Annotated in this window: 12 protein-coding genes; 3 read left to right on the forward strand and 9 right to left on the reverse strand. The window is 69.7% G+C overall.

The window, feature by feature from the left end; genetic code table 11:
• Window positions 1–37 precede the first annotated feature (37 nt).
• Together ACSQ4M_RS32685 and arfB are read left to right on the forward strand one after the other, a co-directional pair.
• A complete protein-coding gene (locus tag ACSQ4M_RS32685) occupies window positions 38–2,890 on the forward strand; it encodes an aconitate hydratase (protein WP_436193510.1) in 2,853 nt (950 codons plus the stop codon).
• The gene (arfB, locus tag ACSQ4M_RS32690; protein ID WP_436193511.1) at window positions 2,887–3,294 is read left to right on the forward strand and encodes an alternative ribosome rescue aminoacyl-tRNA hydrolase ArfB; all 408 of its coding nucleotides are present in this window, start codon (window positions 2,887–2,889) and stop codon (window positions 3,292–3,294) included. Before ACSQ4M_RS32685 ends, arfB begins: the two co-directional genes overlap by 4 nt.
• Here arfB and ACSQ4M_RS32695 read toward each other — a convergent pair.
• A complete protein-coding gene (locus tag ACSQ4M_RS32695; protein ID WP_436193512.1) occupies window positions 3,291–4,736 on the reverse strand; it encodes an alpha/beta hydrolase family protein in 1,446 nt (481 codons plus the stop codon). The two genes, arfB and ACSQ4M_RS32695, sit on opposite strands and share 4 nt — an antisense overlap.
• A gap of 235 nt (window positions 4,737–4,971) precedes the next feature.
• On the opposite strand from ACSQ4M_RS32695, the gene ACSQ4M_RS32700 reads away from it, so the two are divergent.
• A complete protein-coding gene (locus ACSQ4M_RS32700; protein ID WP_436193513.1) occupies window positions 4,972–5,559 on the forward strand; it encodes a CBS domain-containing protein in 588 nt (195 codons plus the stop codon).
• 3 nt (window positions 5,560–5,562) lie between these two features.
• On the opposite strand, the gene ACSQ4M_RS32705 is transcribed toward ACSQ4M_RS32700, so the two are convergent.
• From ACSQ4M_RS32705 to ACSQ4M_RS32740, 8 genes are all read right to left on the reverse strand, one after another.
• Complete coding sequence (locus ACSQ4M_RS32705; RefSeq protein ID WP_436193514.1) at window positions 5,563–5,841, reverse strand: hypothetical protein; 279 nt, start codon at window positions 5,839–5,841, stop codon at window positions 5,563–5,565.
• 121 nt (window positions 5,842–5,962) lie between these two features.
• Entirely contained in the window at window positions 5,963–7,108 is a 1,146-nt protein-coding gene (locus ACSQ4M_RS32710) for a Gfo/Idh/MocA family protein (RefSeq protein ID WP_436193515.1), read from the reverse strand.
• Window positions 7,105–8,160 (reverse strand): sugar phosphate isomerase/epimerase family protein, encoded by a 1,056-nt coding sequence (locus ACSQ4M_RS32715; RefSeq protein ID WP_436193516.1) that lies wholly within the window; start codon window positions 8,158–8,160, stop codon window positions 7,105–7,107. The genes ACSQ4M_RS32710 and ACSQ4M_RS32715 overlap by 4 nt, the downstream gene beginning before the upstream one ends.
• Window positions 8,160–9,113: a substrate-binding domain-containing protein gene (locus ACSQ4M_RS32720; RefSeq protein ID WP_436193517.1), complete on the reverse strand. Its 954-nt coding sequence runs from the start codon at window positions 9,111–9,113 to the stop codon at window positions 8,160–8,162. Before ACSQ4M_RS32720 ends, ACSQ4M_RS32715 begins: the two co-directional genes overlap by 1 nt.
• A 35-nt stretch (window positions 9,114–9,148) precedes the next feature.
• A complete protein-coding gene (locus ACSQ4M_RS32725) occupies window positions 9,149–10,126 on the reverse strand; it encodes an ABC transporter permease (protein WP_436193518.1) in 978 nt (325 codons plus the stop codon).
• Window positions 10,113–11,636 carry a sugar ABC transporter ATP-binding protein gene (locus tag ACSQ4M_RS32730; protein WP_436193519.1) on the reverse strand — a complete coding sequence of 508 codons (1,524 nt, stop codon included), beginning with the start codon at window positions 11,634–11,636 and terminating at the stop codon, window positions 10,113–10,115. Before ACSQ4M_RS32730 ends, ACSQ4M_RS32725 begins: the two co-directional genes overlap by 14 nt.
• Window positions 11,633–12,805 (reverse strand): ROK family protein, encoded by a 1,173-nt coding sequence (locus ACSQ4M_RS32735; RefSeq protein WP_436194109.1) that lies wholly within the window; start codon window positions 12,803–12,805, stop codon window positions 11,633–11,635. The genes ACSQ4M_RS32730 and ACSQ4M_RS32735 overlap by 4 nt, the downstream gene beginning before the upstream one ends.
• A 128-nt stretch (window positions 12,806–12,933) precedes the next feature.
• The gene (locus ACSQ4M_RS32740) at window positions 12,934–13,836 is read right to left on the reverse strand and encodes a LysR family transcriptional regulator (protein WP_436193520.1); all 903 of its coding nucleotides are present in this window, start codon (window positions 13,834–13,836) and stop codon (window positions 12,934–12,936) included.
• Between the last annotated feature and the right edge of the window lie 20 nt (window positions 13,837–13,856).

Consider the following 13,856-nt stretch of genomic DNA (forward strand, 5'->3'; position numbering starts at 1 on the left):
CGCCGCCCCACCACCCAGATAAAACGGAGCATCCGGCATGGCCCACGCATTCGCGCGCACCCGCAAGAAGTTCACCACGGCATCCGGCAAGACCGGGCAGTTCTATTCGCTGCCGGCCCTGGCCAAGGAGTTCCCGCAGATCCAGCGCCTGCCGGTGTCGCTGCGCATCGTGCTCGAATCGGTTTTGCGCAACTGCGACGGCAAGCGCGTCGCCGAAGAGCATGTGCGCCAGCTCGCCAACTGGGGTGCCAAGGCCGAACGCACCGACGAGATCCCGTTCGTGGTCTCGCGCGTGGTGCTGCAGGACTTCACGGGCGTGCCGCTGCTGGCCGACCTGGCCGCCATGCGCAGCGTGGCCGCCCGCTTGAGCAAGCCGGTCGGCCGCATCGAGCCGCTGGTGCCGGTCGACCTCGTGGTCGACCACTCCATCATGGTCGACTACTACGGCCAGAAGAACGCGCTCGACCTGAACATGAAGCTCGAATTCCAGCGCAACCGCGAGCGCTACGAGTTCATGAAGTGGGGCATGCAGGCCTTCAAGACCTTCGGCGTGGTGCCGCCCGGCTTCGGCATCGTGCACCAGGTCAACCTGGAGTACCTGGCGCGCGGCGTGCACAAGACGCGGGACGACGTCTACTACCCCGACTCCCTGGTCGGCACCGACAGCCACACCACCATGATCAACGGCATCGGCGTGGTGGCCTGGGGCGTGGGCGGCATCGAGGCCGAGGCCGCCATGCTGGGCCAGCCGGTCTATTTCCTGACGCCCGACGTGGTCGGCTTCGAACTGACAGGCCGGCTGCGCGAGGGCGTCACGGCCACCGACCTGGTGCTGACCGTGACCGAAATCCTGCGCCGCCACAAGGTGGTGGGCAAGTTCGTCGAGTTCTTCGGCGAGGGCACGCGCACGCTGGCCCTGCCCGACCGCGCCACCATCGGCAACATGGCGCCCGAGTACGGCGCCACCATGGGCTTCTTCCCGGTGGACGAGAAGACCATCGAGTACTTCAAGGGCACGGGCCGCACCAAGGCCGAGATCGAGGCCTTCGAGGCCTACTTCCGCGCCCAGGGCCTGTTCGGCGTGCCGCAGGCCGGCGAGATCGACTATTCGCAGGTGGTCAAGCTCGACCTGGGCGATGTGACGCCCAGCCTGGCCGGCCCCAAGCGCCCGCAGGACCGCATCGAGCTGGGCCAGGTGGCGAGCCAGTTCAAAAGCCTGTTCTCCAAGCCCGTGGCCGAGAACGGCTTCAACCAGCCGGCCGCCGTGCTGGGCACCCGCCACCAGGTGCGCACCAGCGAAGACCCGCTGCTGGACAAGGTGCCCGAGAACCCGCCCACGCCCAGCGGCGCGGCGCGCCCCGTGATGGAGATGGAAGGCAACAAGCCCACCCTGGCAGCGGCCCAGGCCGAAGCCACGGCCCCGGCCAGGAAGACGCCGGAGATCACCATCGGCAACGGCGACGTGCTGATCGCCGCCATCACGAGCTGCACCAACACCTCCAACCCCAGCGTGCTGCTGGCCGCCGGCCTGCTCGCCAAGAAGGCCGTGGAAGCCGGCCTCAAGGTGCAGCCGCACATCAAGACCTCGCTGGCGCCGGGCTCGCGCATCGTCACCGAGTACCTGACCGAGACCGGCCTGTTGCCCTACCTGGCCAAGCTCGGCTTCGCGCTGGCCGGCTATGGCTGCACCACCTGCATCGGCAACGCGGGCGACCTCACGCCCGAGCTCAACGAGGTCATCACCAAGAACGACCTGGTGTGCGCGGCCGTGCTGTCGGGCAACCGCAACTTCGAGGCCCGCATCCATCCCAACCTCAAGGCCAACTTCCTGGCCAGTCCGCCGCTGGTGGTGGCCTACGCCATCGCCGGCACGGTCACGCGCGACCTCATGACCGAGCCGGTCGGCAAGGGCAAGGGCGGCAAGGACGTCTATCTGGGCGACATCTGGCCGACCAGCGAGGAGATCCACGCACTGCTCAAGTACGCCATGAACGGCAAGGCATTCCGCGCCAACTACGCCAAGGTCAAGACCGAACCCGGCAAGCTGTGGGAGAGGATCTTGGGCGTGGCCGGCGCCACCTACACCTGGCCTGCCAGCACCTACATCGCCGAGCCGCCGTTCTTCGCCGACTTCGCCTTGGAACCGCCCGCAGCCGACGAGGCCGTGGCCGTGCGCGGCGCACGCATCATGGCCCTGTTCGGCGACTCCATCACCACCGACCACATCTCGCCCGCCGGCTCCATCAAGGCCAGCTCACCGGCCGGCCTGTGGCTGCAGGAGAACGGCGTGGGCAAGGCCGACTTCAACAGCTACGGCGCGCGCCGCGGCAACCACGACGTGATGATGCGCGGCACCTTCGCCAACGTGCGCATCAAGAACCTCATGATCCCGGCTGGCGCCGACGGTTCGCGCGAGGAAGGCGGGCTGACGCTGATGCAACCGGGCGGCGACAAGCTGCCGATCTACGACGCCGCCATGCAGTACATCGCCGCCGGCACGCCCACCGTGATCTTCGCGGGCGAGGAGTACGGCACCGGCTCCAGCCGCGACTGGGCCGCCAAGGGCACGCAGCTGCTGGGCATCAAGGCCGTGGTGGCCAAGAGCTTCGAGCGCATCCACCGCAGCAACCTGGTCGGCATGGGCGTGCTGCCGCTGCAGTTCAAGCACGGCGAGAGCTGGGAGTCGCTGGGCCTCAAGGGCGACGAGCAGATCGAGATCGTGCCGGCGGCCGACCTGGCGCCGCGCAGCGATGCGGTGCTGAAGATCACGCGCGCCGACGGCAGCACGCACCAGACCGATCTGACGCTGCGCATCGACACGCCGATCGAGGTCGACTACTACCGGCACGGCGGCATCCTGCCGTATGTGCTGCGGCAGTTGCTGGAATGACCGCTGCGCTGGTCATCGACGAGTCCGAAGTGGAGGTCACGGCCATCCGCGCCCAGGGCGCGGGCGGCCAGAACGTCAACAAGGTCTCCAGTGCGATCCACCTGCGTTTCGACATCCCGGCCTCGTCGCTGCCCGAAGACGTGAAGGAGCGGCTGCTGGCGCTGCGCGACAGCCGCATCACGCAGGCCGGCGTGCTGGTGCTCAAGGCCCAGCAGCACCGCACGCAGGAGATGAACCGGCTCGACGCGTTCTCGCGCTTGCATGAACTGGTGCAGAGCGTGGCGCGGCCGCCGCGCGCGCGCAAGGCCACCAAGCCCACGTTCGGCTCGCGCCAGCGGCGGCTCGAAGGCAAGAGCCGCCGCTCGGAGATCAAGGCCGGCCGCGGCCGGGCCGGCCTGGACTAAGGCGCGGGGCAGGTCGCACCGCTCAGCGCAATCGCGCCGCGCAGTTGCCCAGTGGTGCTGCTGTCGTCGACACCCAGCGTGTCGCGCGTGAAGGTGCAGCCGTAGGTCGGCGCGGCCACGGTGGCAGCCGTCAGCACATCGTCGCCGGCCGGCTTCGGCCCGCCCTGCTCCCACTGCACCATGGCGTCGAAGGCCTCGACCTGCTCGGCCACCGTGAAATCACAATGCGAGATGCCGCGGATCGCGCGCTGCACCAGCCAGCGGTCGTTGCCCTCGGCGACCACGCGGCGCTTGTAGATCTGCTGCATGCTGAACGGCACGTACAGGTCGCCCAGGGTGTGCAGCGACACGACAGGGATGCCGATCTCGCCGTTCGCCTTGGGAATCCAGCGCAGGCCGTCGCGGCGCTCGCGGTTGGCGTCCGCCACGGCCGTCAGCTTCTGGGCGGAGGCGTTCAGCGCCGTCGAGCCCGCTGCATCGCCCGTGATGGCGTAGGTGAAGCGGTTGGTGTCCAGCACGCTCTTGTTGAGGATGCCATTCACCGTGCCGTCACCGCCGAACACGCCCCAGACCGGGCTGAACGAGCCGCCGTACGCCACACCCAGTTCGAACAGCGGCCGGTCGCCGCCGGTGAGGTTTTCCACCACCGACATGAACTTCGCACCGGTCGCCGTGGGCGTGCCCGGAAAGCTGGTGAAGAGCGTGCTCGTCACCTGGTCGCGCACCGTCGCCCAGCCCGTGAACGGGTTGTTGGGCACGCCTGCCAGCGCCTGCGCGGCCACCTGGGCCCCGGCGAAGTAGTCGAACAGTTCGGTGTCGCCCATCACGCCGCACATGGGCACGGCACCGTGGTAGCGCACCTTGTTGTTGGCGTCCTCCATCGCTTCCTCCTCGATGGCGGCCGCGGTGACATGGCCGCCCATGGAATGGCCGGTGATGTACAGCCGCGTGGGCGCCGCCAGGTTGCGGCCGTTGGTGCTGGCGATGCGGTTGAAGGCCAGCGCCAGGGCGTTCGTGTCCTCCACGCCCGCGCGCACGTCGTAGAAGTTCTTGCTGTAGCTGGATGCAGCCCAGGCATACCCGTTCTGGATCAGGTGGCGGCGGATGGAAGGGTTGCTGACCCCGAGCTGGTTACCCTCGCCTGCGTAGCCGTGGGCGTACATCACGAGCCGGCCGTTCCAGTTGGCCGGCACCTCGATGCGGTAGGCCGCACCGTTCAGCACGCCGGCCCAGCGGCTGGTGGTGGCGTTGTCCACCGTGTCGCCCGTGTCGGCCACCAGCGCGGCGAAGGTCGTGGCATTGGGCTCGGCCGGCACGAAGCTGTTGCGGCTGTCCTGCAGGCGGGTCTCCTCGGGGGTGTTGTCGTCACCGTCGCCGCCGCCACATGCGGCAAGGGCAGCGGCCGCGAGCAGGCTCAGGAACATCGGTCGCGTGGATTGCATCGGGTGTCTCCTCGTCATGTCGTTGGCGCGGAATGCGCCGGCGCAGCCTACGCCTGCCCGCGCCGCTGCCGTGTCAGCAAAAACGCCGAGACAGGCGGTTTGACGCTCCCTGGCCCGCGTCGCATACTGGTCCGGCAGCGCCACATCCCACCACATGGCGACGCGGGCCAACGGAGCGGGCCCGTGGATGCACAGGGCGCTGGCACGCTCCACCCGTCTTGCAAAGGACCGCACCATGACCGGCATGAGCTTCAAGCCTCTCGGCACCCAACCTCTTGCGGCGCGCGCGCTGCTGGCGCGGCCGGCACCGGGCAAACCGGTCACGCTGGAGTCGCCGGCCGTGGAAGTCATGACCGACTTCACGCAGACCCAGCCGGTCGGCATCGCACCCGAGGCCACGCTGTTCGCGGCCAACGAAGCCATGATCACCTACGGCGTGCGCCTGCTGTTCGTGACCGAGCGCGATCACCTGCTGGGCATCATCAGCACCCAGGACACGCTGGGCGAGCGCCCCCTGCAGATGCGCCACCTGGGCAAGGGCACGGTGTCCGACCTCAGCGTGTCCGACCTCATGCACCCGCTCGCCAGCCTGCAGGTGCTGCGGCTCGCCGATGTGCTGCATGCCAATGTGGGCGACCTGGTGGCCACGCTGCAGCGCCTGGGCCGCAAGCACCTGCTGGTCAGCGAGCAACTGCCCGACCAACCCCTGGCCATCCGCGGCATGTTCTCCGCCACACAGATCGAGCGCCAGCTCGGCGCGCCGGTGGAAACCTACGAGCGCGCCCAGACCTTCGCGCAGATCGAGGCCGCGCTCGGTGCCTGAGCTTCAGCGCCCGGCGGCGCTGGCGATGGTGGCCTGCACGCTGCCGCACGATGGCCAGGCCAAGGTCCAGGCCCAGGCCGCCGAAACGCCGCATGATGGAACCTTCGGCTTGGTGGCAGCGGTCGGAAATGTGCGGCAGGAACGCGGGCGAATGCCGATGCCGCTGTCCTGCACCACGATGCGCAGCGGATCGGCGGGCCGCCGCGGAAGGCGGGCCGTCAGGCGCATCACCTCGGCAGGATCGTCGATGCGCTTCGTCAGCTCGAAGAGCGCGTCGAGCATGTGCGCATGACCGGCGCCCGGGCCATGGAGGTCGGGCGTGGCGAGAGTTGGGGTCATGGGCCTCCCCGCAAAGCGCGGCGGCGCGCAGTTGAGCCCCTGCGCCGCCGTGCCTCGGGGGGCTTCAGGCCAGCGGCACCCAGCGCCCGTCGGCAGCGTTGCTGCGCAGCACCGCGTCGATGAAACGGTGGCCCGCCACACCATCTTCCACCGTCGCCACCTGCAACGCCTGCGCATCGGCCGGGCGGCCCTCGCCCTGCGCGCGGATCAGTTCGGCCGCGTCGCGGTAGACCTGGGCGAAGGCCTCCAGGTAGCCCTCGGGGTGCCCGGCCGGCACGCGCGTGGCCTCGCGGGCGGCAGCACTGTCCACACGGCCACGCGTGAGGCGCTGGGCCGCACCGCCCAGCGGCGTGAACCACAGTTCATTGGGCTGCTCCTGGTCGAACGCGATGGAGGCCTCGGTGCCGAACACGCGCAGGCGCAACGCGTTCTCGCAGCCGGCCGCGACCTGGCTGGCCCAGAGCAGGCCGCGCGCGCCATTGGCGTAGCGCAGCATCATCTGCACATGGTCGTCCAGCACGCGGCCCGGCACGAAGCTGGTCAGCTCGGCCGCCAGCGCGCTGGGCACCATGCCGGTCACGAACGAGGCAAGCTGGAAGGCGTGCGTGCCGATGTCGCCCAGGCAGCCGGCCGGGCCGGCCTGTGCCGGGTCGTTGCGCCAGGCCGCCTGCTTGTTGCCGGCCTGCTCCTCGGCGCGGGTCAGCCAGTCCTGCTGGTACTCGGCCTGCACCAGGCGGACGGAACCCAGCGCGCCGCTGGCCACCAGCTGCCGCGCATGGCGCACCATGGGGTAGCCGGCGTAGGCATGCGTGAGCGCGAACACGCGGTCGTGCTGGCGCGCCAGCCGCGCGAGCTCCTCGCCCTCGGCCAGCGAGACCGCGAGCGGCTTGTCGCAGATCACATGCAGCCCGGCCTGCAGCGCGGCCGTGGCCATGGGCGCATGCAGGTGGTTGGGCGTGACGATGGCCACCACCTCGGCGCCGTCGGGCCGGGCCGCTTCGGCGCGGACCAGTTCGCGCCAGTCGGCGTAGCTGCGCTCGGCCGGCAGGTGGATGGCGGCGGCGCTCGCGGCCGCGCGCGCGGGGTCGGACGACAGCGCGGCGGCCACCAGTTCGTAGCAATCGTCCAGCCGCGCGGCGATGCGGTGCACGGCGCCGATGAAGGCGCCCTCGCCGCCGCCGAGCATGGCCAGTCGCAGGCGTCGCGTCATGGCTGCAGCCCCATCAGGCCGCGCACGGCGGCGCGGTCCACGCCGCTGCCGGCGAAATCGTCGAAGGCCCGGTCGGCCACGCGGATGATGTGGCGGCGGATGAAGTCCGCGCCCTCGCGCGCACCATCCTCGGGATGCTTGAGCGCGCACTCCCACTCCAGCACGGCCCAGCCCGCGAAGTCGTACTGCGCGAGCTTGGAGAAGATCGCGCCGAAGTCGACCTGCCCATCGCCCAGCGAGCGGAAGCGCCCGGCGCGGTCGACCCAGCCGCTGTAGCCGCCGTAGACGCCCTGCCGGCCGTCGGGCCGGAACTCGGCGTCCTTGACGTGGAAGGCCTTGATGCGTGCGTGGTAGATGTCGATGAAGGCCAGGTAGTCGAGCTGCTGCAGCACGAAGTGGCTGGGGTCGTAGAGGATGTTGGCGCGCTGGTGATCGCCGACCGCTTCCAGGAAGCGCTCGAACGTCACGCCGTCATGCAGATCCTCGCCCGGGTGCAGCTCGAACGCCGCGTCCACGCCGTGCGCGTCGAGCTTGTCCAGGATGGGCCGCCAGCGCCGCGCGAGCTCGCCGAAGGCCTCCTCCACCAGCCCGGCCGGCCGCTGCGGCCAGGGGTAAAGATAGGGCCAGGCCAGTGCGCCCGAGAAGGTGGCCGTGGCCGTGAGGCCCAGGCGTTCGCTGGCCTGCGCCGCCAGGTGCATCTGGGCGATGGCCCACGCGGTGCGTGCGGCTGGCCTGCCGCGCACGGCCTCGGGCGCGAAGCCGTCGAACAGCGCGTCGTAGGCCGGGTGCACGGCCACGAGCTGGCCCTGCAGGTGCGTGGACAACTCGGTGATCGCGAGGCCATGCGCCTGCAAGGTCCCCGTCACCTCGTCGCAGTAGGTCTGGCTGCTCGCCGCCTTCTCCAGATCGACGATGTGCGGCGCCGTCGGCAGCTGCACGCCCTCGTAGCCCAGGCCCTTGGCCCAGGCACCCAGGTGGTCCAGCGTGTCGAACGGCGGCGCGTCGCCCAGGAACTGGGCGAGGAAGATGGCCGGGCCCTTGAGCGTCTTCATCAGAAAGGGCTGTCCGGGTGGTAGAAGTCCTTGGCGTTGTCCTTCGTGATCAACACCGAGGGAATGATGGTCGTCGCCGGCAGCTTCTCGCCCTTGAGCCGCGCCTCGGCCGTGAGCTTGATCGCGTCGTAGATGAACTTGGGCGAGTAGCTCACGTCGGCGTCGATGCGCTTGTCCTTGCCGTCCATGATGGTCTTGACCATGCCCTTGGCGCCGGCGCCGCCGAACACGATCTTGATGTCGTCGCGCTTGGCCTGGTCGATGGCCTTGAGCACGCCCACGGCCATGTCGTCGTCGGCGGCCCAGATCGCGTCGATCTGCTTGAAGCGCGTGAGGTAGTCCTGCGTGACCTTGAAGGCGTCGTCGCGGTTCCAGTTGGCGTACTTGGCGTCGAGCAGCTTGATGTCGGGGTGGTTCTTGAGCACGGCGTTGAAGGCGTCCATGCGCTCGTTGTCCAGCGTGGTGGCGATGCCGCGCAGCGCCACCACGTTGCCCTTGCCGCCCAGCTTCTTGGCGATGTACTCGGCCGGGATCCTGCCGAAGGCGGTGTTGTCGCCGGCCACGTAGGCGTCCTGCGCGCTGGTGTCGGTCAGGCCGCGGTCGACCACCGTCACGTAGGCGCCCTTGGCCTTGACCTGCGCGACCGGCTTGGTCAACGCGGCCGACTCGAACGGGAACACCACCAGCGCATTGATCTTGGAGACCGACGACAGATCCTGCAGCTGGTTGGCCTGCTCGGGCGCGTTGGCCGCCGTGCGGATCGTGATCTTGAGATCCTTGTGCTGCTTCTCCAGGTCCTTCTTGGCCTGGTTGGCCCAGTAGTTGATGCCGCCCATGAAGCTGTGCGTGGCGGCCGGGATGGACACGCCCAGGTGCACCGGGTCGGCGGCCAGGGCGGGCAATGCGAAGCTGGCGGCGGCGATGGCCGTCAAGGTCAGGCGTCTGGAAATCATGCGGAAGTCTCCTTGGATGTTGCTGGCACAAAAACTCATCTTCTGCCGCGCTGCAGGAACGCGACGACGATGATCACGAAACCCTGCACCGCCGCGTTCAGGTACACGCTGATGATGCTGGTCAGGTTCAGGATGTTGCTGATGACCGAGAGCAGCACGGCACCGACCACGGTGCCCGTGATGCTGCCTGCGCCGCCCTTGAGCGCGGTGCCGCCCACGATCACGGCGGCGATGGCTTCCAGCTCCCACAGCAGGCCCGTGGTCGGCGAGGCCGAGCCCAGCCGCGGCACGTAGAGCAAGGTGGCGATGCCCACGCAGATGCCCAGCAGCATGTAGGTCTGGATCTTCACGCGGTCCACTGCCACGGCCGCGTAGCGCGCCACCTGCTCGTTGGAGCCGATGGCCTGCACGTAGCGGCCATAGGCCGTGCGGTTCAGGACCACGCCGCCGGCCAGCGCCACGGCCAGGAACACCCAGACCGGCACCGGGATGCCCAGCAGGCTGGCGTAGTAGACCGGTGCGTAGAGGTCCGACAGATCGTTGTCCAGCGTGATCGCACCGCCGTCGGCGGCCCAGGTCAGGTAGGCGCGGAAGATGCCCAGCGTGCCCAGCGTCACGATGAAGGGCTCGATGCGGCCCTTGGTGATGAGCAGCCCGTGTGCGAGGCCGAAGGCCGCGCCCAGCACGATGGACAACACCGCGCCCAGCGCCACGGCCAGCAGTGGCGAACCCGTGAGCGGCCCCATGGCGTTGATGAACAGGATCACGCAGCCCGCGATCAGCGCGGCCATGGAACCCACCGAGAGGTCGATGCCGCCCGAGATGATCACGAAGCACATGCCCACGGCGATGATGCCGATGAAGGCCGTGCGCGTGAGCAGGTTCATCGCGTTGTCCACGGTCGCGAAGTCGCTGTTGAGCAGCGTGCCCGCGATGCACAGCAGCACCAGGCCGAGCACCGGGCCCCAGCCCTGCAGATTGCGCTTGGATTTGGAATTCTCAGGCTGGGACATGGGGTTGCTCCGCTACGCCAGTGGCGTGGGCGATCAAGGTTTCTTCGGTCAGGCCGTCGGCGTCCAGCGTGGCCACCAGGCGGCCCGCGCGCACCACGGCCACGCGGTGCGCCAGGCCGATCAGTTCCATGAGTTCGGACGAGACCACGAGCACCGCCAGGCCCTGGCGCGCCAGGCGCTGCACGAGTTCGTAGATCTCGCGCTTGGCGCCCACGTCCACGCCGCGCGTGGGCTCGTCCAGTACCACGATGCGCGGATCCGGGTGCAGCACGCGCGCGAGCGCCAGTTTCTGCTGGTTGCCGCCCGACAGCGCCGAGGCCGGCACGTCCAGCGATCCGGTGCGGATGCCGAAGTCGCGCTGCGCCTGCTCCAGCGCGCGGCGCTCGGCAGAAGGGTCGAGCCAGGGCCTGGCGTAGCGCTGCAGCGCCATCAGCGTGAGGTTCTCGCGCAAGCCCATGTGCACATGCAGGCCGCGGCCCTTGCGGTCTTCGCTGAGGTAGGTCAAACCGGCGTCGGCCGCCGCGCGCGGGTTCTTGAAGCCGCCATCGCCGGGCAGCGGCTGGCCGTTCAACCAGGCCCGGCCACGCGCGGGACGCAGGCCCAGCAGGCCCTCGAACAGTTCAGTGCGGCCGGCGCCGACCAGGCCGGCGAAGCCCAGGATCTCGCCCGGGCGCACCTCGAAGTCCCAGCCCTCGGCCCAGCCGGGCACGCCGAAGCCCTGCAGCCGCAGGGCTGGTGCGCCGTCGGTCGGCCGCGCGTCGCGCACCGGGTACAGGTCGGCGATCTCGCGGCCCACCATCAGCCTGGCCATCGCGTGGCGCGTGAGGCCCTGCGTGGCCTGCTGCGTGACGAACTGGCCGTCGCGCATCACCACCACCTCGTCGGTCACGCACTCGACCTCGTCGAGCTTGTGCGAGATGTAGACCACGGTCACGCCATCGGCGCGCAGCTGCGCGATCAGCGCGAACAGGCGTTCGGTCTCGGCCGCGGTCAGCGTGGCCGTGGGCTCGTCCATGATCAAGAGGCGCGCGCGGCGCGCCACGGCCTTGGCGATCTCCACGAGCTGCTTCTCGGCCACGATCAGGTCGCGCACGCGCCGGTCCGGCGGCACCGACAGGCCTACCTGCGCCAGCGCGGTACTGGTCGCGCTGTTCATCGCGGCATCGTCGAGGAACAGGCCCTTGCGTTTCTCGTGGCCCAGGAAGATGTTCTGCGCCACCGTGAGGTCGTCCGCCAGGTTGAACTCCTGGTGGATCAGCACGATGCCCAGCGCCTCGGCATCGCGCGGGCCTTTGAACGCGCAGTCCTGGCCGTTCACGCGCAACGTGCCCGAGGTGGGCGCTTCGTAGCCGGACAGGATCTTCATGAGCGTGGACTTGCCGGCGCCGTTCTCGCCGAGCAGGCCGACCACGCGGCCAGGTGGCAGGCTGAACGAGATGCCGTGCAGCACCTCCACCGGGCCGAAGGACTTGCGGATCGCGTCGAATTCGACGCCGACGCTCTGGGTCATGGCGCGACTCCTTTGACACGCAAGGTCTCGCTCATTGCGAGCGCCCCCGCCCCGATCACCCCACCCTGCGCGCCCAGCGGCGCGTACTGCACCTCCAGCTGCCGCGTCGACAACGCCAGCGAGCGCTGGTAGACGCTTTGCCGCACGGCCGCCAGGAACAGCGGCCCCACCTGCGTGATGCCGCCGCCCAGCAGCACATGCGAGGGATTGAAGAAGTTCACCACCGCGGCCAGCATCTGCCCGACCAGATGGCCGGCGTGCTGCAGGATGCGGTTGGCCGCGGCGTCGCCGGCACGGCTGGCCGTGCCCACGTCCTCGGCGGCCAGGCTGCCGCGCGCGGCCAGCGCCGCGGCCAGCACCGGGCTCTCGCCAGCTTCGGCCGCGGCGGTCGCCATGCGCACGATGGCTGGCCCTGCCGCCATGGCCTCCACGCAGCCGCGGTTGCCGCAGTGGCAGCGCGGGCCTTCATGGTCCACGCTGATGTGGCCCACGTCGCCGGCCGAGCCCGTGGCACCGCGGTACACGCTGCCGTGGCAGACGATGCCGCAGCCGATGCCGGTGCCGATCTTGACCACGATGAAGTTGGGCAGCGCACGCTTCAGGCGCCACAGCTCACCCAGCGCCATGAGGTTCACGTCGTTGTCCACGAACACGGGCGCGCGGTACTCGTCGCGCAGGAAGTCGCGGATGGAGAACTGGTCCCAGTCGGGCATCAGCGGCGGACTGACCAACTGGCCGGCCTCGAAGTTGACCGGCCCCGGCACACCCACGCCGATGGAGAGCACCTGCCCGGCCTTGCCACCGCTGCGCGCCAGCAGCTCGCGCATCAGCGCGGCGGCACGCGCCAGAACCACGCCGGGGCCCTGGCGGCGCACGTCGATGTCTTCGCTGTGCTGGGCCAGCAGCGTGAGGTCGGGGCGCAGCACGGCCACGGTCAGGCTGGTCACGCCGATGTCCACGCCCAGCAGCAGGCCCAGTCCGTGGTGCAGCCGCAGCGTCTCGGCCGGGCGGCCGCCCTGCGAGGCCTGGGTGCCGGCCTCTTCGAGCAGGCCCTGGTCGATCAAGCCGGCGACAAGCGCCTTGCCCTTGCTGGCCGAAAAGCCGAGCGGCGCGGCCAATGCATGGCGCGAACTGCCGGGCGACCAGAAGGCCGCATCGAGCACGCGCATTTCATCCACAGTGGTGGCTTGCCAGGGCGTCACGCCGCTTGTCTCCCGGTGTTCTAGGCGATGCGGCGCATGCTAGGGCCCCGGCTTTGGCTTCACAAGACCCAAGTTAGGACAATTTCAGGCCAAAGTCAGACCAGGCAGCGCGGCGCCGGGAAGTCGATCACGCTGCGGATGATCTCGCGCATCTCGGCGATCAGCGGCCGCGCATCGTCGCGCCGCCATTGCACGGTGTAGGTCAGCGGCACCAGCGCGCCACCGCCCGACAGGATGCGCAGCGCGCCGCGCGCCTGCAGCGCCTCGGCCCAGCCCTGCGGCATGTAGGTGAAGCCCAGGCCCTCGGCCACCATGCCGACCACGGCCCCCCAGCTGTTGCAGCTGAGCCGGCGCTCCACGCCCAGGCCCTGGCGGCCCAGCCATTCGTCCAGCGTGCGTGTGGCGCCCGAGCCCACGGGCAGTGCGATCAGCAACTGCTCGCGCACCAGGCGTTGCGGCTGGTCGGTGCCGGCGCGCGCGAGGAAGGCGGCACTGGCAACCCAGACGAAACGCACCTGCGCGACCTGCTCGAAGGCCAGGCTGCTGCGCGACGAGGGGCCGGCGATCACCACGCAGTCCAGCTCGCCATCGACGATGCGCTGCTCCAGCACCTGGCCGATGTCCGCATGCGGCTCCAGCTGCAGGGCCGGGTGCAGCTCGGCCACCTTCTGCACGAGTTTGGGCAGCCAGGTCAGGCCACTCAGTTCGCCGAAGCCGATGCGGCAGCGCCCCTGCAGGCCCACGCTGCGGCCCGTCGACTGTTGCAGCTGCGCGGCATCGTGCAGCAGCGCGCGCACGCGCGGCAGCAGTTGCTCGCCCTGGGGCGTGAGTTCGGCCGCGCGGCCGCTGCGGTCGAACAGCTGCGTGCCCAGCGAGGCCTCCAGCTCGGCGATGCGCTTGGACAGCGAGGACACCGACAAGTGCACCCTCTCGGCCGCGACCGAAAAGTTGAGGCAGGTGGCGGCCCAGTAGAAGGCTTCGAGTTGCTTGAGCGTCATGGCCTGATTTTCCAAAAAGC

This window comes from Pseudorhodoferax sp. LjRoot39 (genome assembly GCF_964253035.1).
In the GTDB taxonomy this organism is placed as follows: domain Bacteria; phylum Pseudomonadota; class Gammaproteobacteria; order Burkholderiales; family Burkholderiaceae_C; genus Pseudorhodoferax.

Coding starts and splice junctions, on each gene's coding strand:
- ACSQ4M_RS32695 (WP_436193512.1), bottom strand. CDS start 4,736: ATGCAATCCACGCGACCGATGTTCCTGAGCCTGCTCGCGGCCGCTGCC.
- ACSQ4M_RS32730 (WP_436193519.1), bottom strand. CDS start 11,636: ATGACCCAGAGCGTCGGCGTCGAATTCGACGCGATCCGCAAGTCCTTC.
- ACSQ4M_RS32700 (WP_436193513.1), top strand. CDS start 4,972: ATGACCGGCATGAGCTTCAAGCCTCTCGGCACCCAACCTCTTGCGGCG.
- arfB (WP_436193511.1), top strand. CDS start 2,887: ATGACCGCTGCGCTGGTCATCGACGAGTCCGAAGTGGAGGTCACGGCC.
- ACSQ4M_RS32715 (WP_436193516.1), bottom strand. CDS start 8,160: ATGAAGACGCTCAAGGGCCCGGCCATCTTCCTCGCCCAGTTCCTGGGC.
- ACSQ4M_RS32705 (WP_436193514.1), bottom strand. CDS start 5,841: ATGCTCGACGCGCTCTTCGAGCTGACGAAGCGCATCGACGATCCTGCC.
- ACSQ4M_RS32710 (WP_436193515.1), bottom strand. CDS start 7,108: ATGACGCGACGCCTGCGACTGGCCATGCTCGGCGGCGGCGAGGGCGCC.
- ACSQ4M_RS32685 (WP_436193510.1), top strand. CDS start 38: ATGGCCCACGCATTCGCGCGCACCCGCAAGAAGTTCACCACGGCATCC.
- ACSQ4M_RS32740 (WP_436193520.1), bottom strand. CDS start 13,836: ATGACGCTCAAGCAACTCGAAGCCTTCTACTGGGCCGCCACCTGCCTC.
- ACSQ4M_RS32720 (WP_436193517.1), bottom strand. CDS start 9,113: ATGATTTCCAGACGCCTGACCTTGACGGCCATCGCCGCCGCCAGCTTC.
- ACSQ4M_RS32725 (WP_436193518.1), bottom strand. CDS start 10,126: ATGTCCCAGCCTGAGAATTCCAAATCCAAGCGCAATCTGCAGGGCTGG.
- ACSQ4M_RS32735 (WP_436194109.1), bottom strand. CDS start 12,805: ATGCGCGTGCTCGATGCGGCCTTCTGGTCGCCCGGCAGTTCGCGCCAT.